Below are 2,190 nucleotides of genomic sequence, written 5' to 3'. Positions count from 1 at the left end.
TTCGACACCCCCGAGCACCTGGCCAACGAGCTCATCGAATATATCATCTACTACAACGAGTTCAGGCCCCACCAGGCAATCGGAAACATCCCCCCGAAGAGCTTCGCCGAACAAAAGAAAACCGAACAGCCATCACCGAATTCGTGAACTTGCACAATTGCGAGTGAGCGAAGCGAACGCGGCAATCCAGAGCGGCATTCTCCGAGCAAGCTGCTCTGGATCGCCGCGTCGCCTACGGCTCGTCGCGATGACGTTCTTGATCCGATCCCGCCTGCACGTCTCGCGCATTACAGCCGTTTGACCAGATAGCGCACGGTCTTGCTGCGGTCGGCGAGGTATGCCCGCCCGACCTCCTCGAAGCCCAGCGTTGCGTGGAAGGCGTCCGAGCCGGGATTCGGCGGCTCGAGATTGACCTCGCAGCCGATCACTATGCGGTCCGCAGCATGTGCTCTTCGAAAGAGTTCTGCATACATCTGGCGGCCGAGACCCTGCCCCTTCTGTCCGGCGGAAACGACGATCCGGTCGACATAGACGAAGCGCGGAAAACGGTCGGCGAACCAGGAAAAGTTCGGGTTCTCGTAGTCGGCCCGTTCGTCGAACGCGATCAGGAAGGAGGATGACGGCGGAACGTAGCCGGCAAGGAACGCGCCGGAGATGAGGTCGTGCCATTTGGCCGCCGTCAGCGCCGACGTTTCACGGCTGTGGTCGTTGTTGAGGGTCAGCAATGCCGCTTGGGTGTCGGCGCCGGCCGTTGCGATGTCCAGGATCATGGGGCGTGTGGTCTGCCGGATATCTGTAAGTCGGAAAGGGCTTCACCCCTTCCGCAAATCCACCTTGTAGCCCATGTTTTCCGCGTTCGAGTAGGAGCAGTTGGCGCAGATTTCGTGTTTTTTGAGGTAGCCGTCGCGGCGGGCCTTGGCGGCTTCGTCGGAGCGGTAGGCCGCTAAAAAGCCGCCGTCCTTGATGTTCGGCATTGCGACCTTCTGGTCGTAGTCGATGCAGCAAAGGCCGAGCGAGCCGTCCCAGAAGACCAGGGTCGCGGCGACCGGCTCGTCGCAGAGCGGGGAGACCGTGTTGGCGACGTTGCGGCGCAGTTCCGGCGATTTCGGAATGAACTGCTCGGCCGTCCGCTTTTCCTCCTCGCTGGTGTAGGTGCCGGAGGAGAAGGTCTTGAAGCGGATCCGGTCGATGCCGATTTCTTTCGCCCAGGCCGTGATGTCGTCGACCTGGTGCTCCGAATATGCGGTCAGAAGTGTCTGCAGAATACACAAGGGATTGTCGGCGCCGAGATGGGCGCGGGTGCGCATGAACATCTCGATGTTGCGCTTGACCTGGTCGAAGTTCGACCGCACCCGGTAGGCTTCCTGGGCCTCCTTGTCGAAGCCGTCCATGCACAGATAGACGCGGGAGAGCCCGGCGCCGATCAGCTCCTCGGCGAGCCGCTCCGACAGCTTGGTGCAGTTGGTGGACAGGAACGTCTTGTGGCCGGCGCCGGAAGCGCGTGCGACGAGGCGCGGCAGGATCGGGTTCAGCGTCGGTTCGCCGGAAAAGTTGAAGAAGATCTCCGGCTTCTCAGTCTCGCCCTCGAAATCGCCGATGATCCGCTCGAAGGTCTCCATCGTCATCATGCCGCGACGCCGCGTCATGGCGATCGTCACCGGACAGACCGGGCAGCGCAGGTTGCACGAATTGGTGACGTCGATGACGATGATGCGCGGCGCCTCCTTGAAGGCGGACAGCGGCAGGAGGTCGGGCTCTTTGGAGGCTTCGTCGCTCTTGAGCCGCAGTTCAGGCTTCGTCATAGGCGCACCGTTGGCAGTCGTGGCTGGAGTTCCCAAGCCATATAACATTGCAAAGCCAATGGTAAAGGCGGCGGCCGGCCGGCACCGCCCGCCAGGGGTGTGCCGGCGCCGGCGTCGTCCGCCTGCGCCCGAACGATGTTTACATTTCGTTCCGAATCCTTTTGTTGCCGCCAGGACGCGCTATAGTTCCGAATCAGATGACCAGAGATTCCAGATACCAGCACGCGAACCGCCCTCATCCTCGCCGGAGGGGCTCCTGATGGCCGGCGCCAGCGAACCCGTCGCCGGCGGCATTGCCGCGCGGGCGCTTTCGGCGCGCGGTGGCGGGCCGGAATACCTTGCCGACCTCAACCCAGAGCAGCGGGCGGCCGTCGAAGCCCTCGACGGC

Annotated in this window: 3 protein-coding genes; 1 reads left to right on the top strand and 2 read right to left on the bottom strand. The window is 62.6% G+C overall.

Annotation, left to right across the window (positions count from 1 at the left end):
• On the top strand, positions 1–147 hold a 147-nt coding region (locus CH339_RS25480; RefSeq protein WP_146610289.1), incomplete at its 5' end, for an integrase core domain-containing protein.
• A 140-nt stretch (positions 148–287) separates the two neighbouring features.
• On the opposite strand, the gene CH339_RS23520 is transcribed toward CH339_RS25480, so the two are convergent.
• Both CH339_RS23520 and CH339_RS23515 read right to left on the bottom strand, forming a co-directional pair.
• Positions 288–770, bottom strand: a complete 483-nt coding sequence (locus CH339_RS23520; protein ID WP_111436851.1) for a GNAT family N-acetyltransferase — start codon at positions 768–770, stop codon at positions 288–290.
• A gap of 42 nt (positions 771–812) precedes the next feature.
• Complete coding sequence (locus tag CH339_RS23515) at positions 813–1,802, bottom strand: radical SAM protein (RefSeq protein WP_170138634.1); 990 nt, start codon at positions 1,800–1,802, stop codon at positions 813–815.
• Between the last annotated feature and the right edge of the window lie 388 nt (positions 1,803–2,190).

The organism is Rhodobium orientis, assembly GCF_003258835.1.
GTDB lineage: Bacteria > Pseudomonadota > Alphaproteobacteria > Rhizobiales > Rhodobiaceae > Rhodobium > Rhodobium orientis.
This window is presented reverse-complemented; position numbering and strand designations above follow the sequence as displayed.

Excerpts from the sequence above, each read along its gene's own strand:
- CH339_RS23520 (WP_111436851.1), bottom strand. The coding sequence starts at position 770 with ATGATCCTGGACATCGCAACGGCCGGCGCCGACACCCAAGCGGCATTG.
- CH339_RS23515 (WP_170138634.1), bottom strand. The coding sequence starts at position 1,802 with ATGACGAAGCCTGAACTGCGGCTCAAGAGCGACGAAGCCTCCAAAGAG.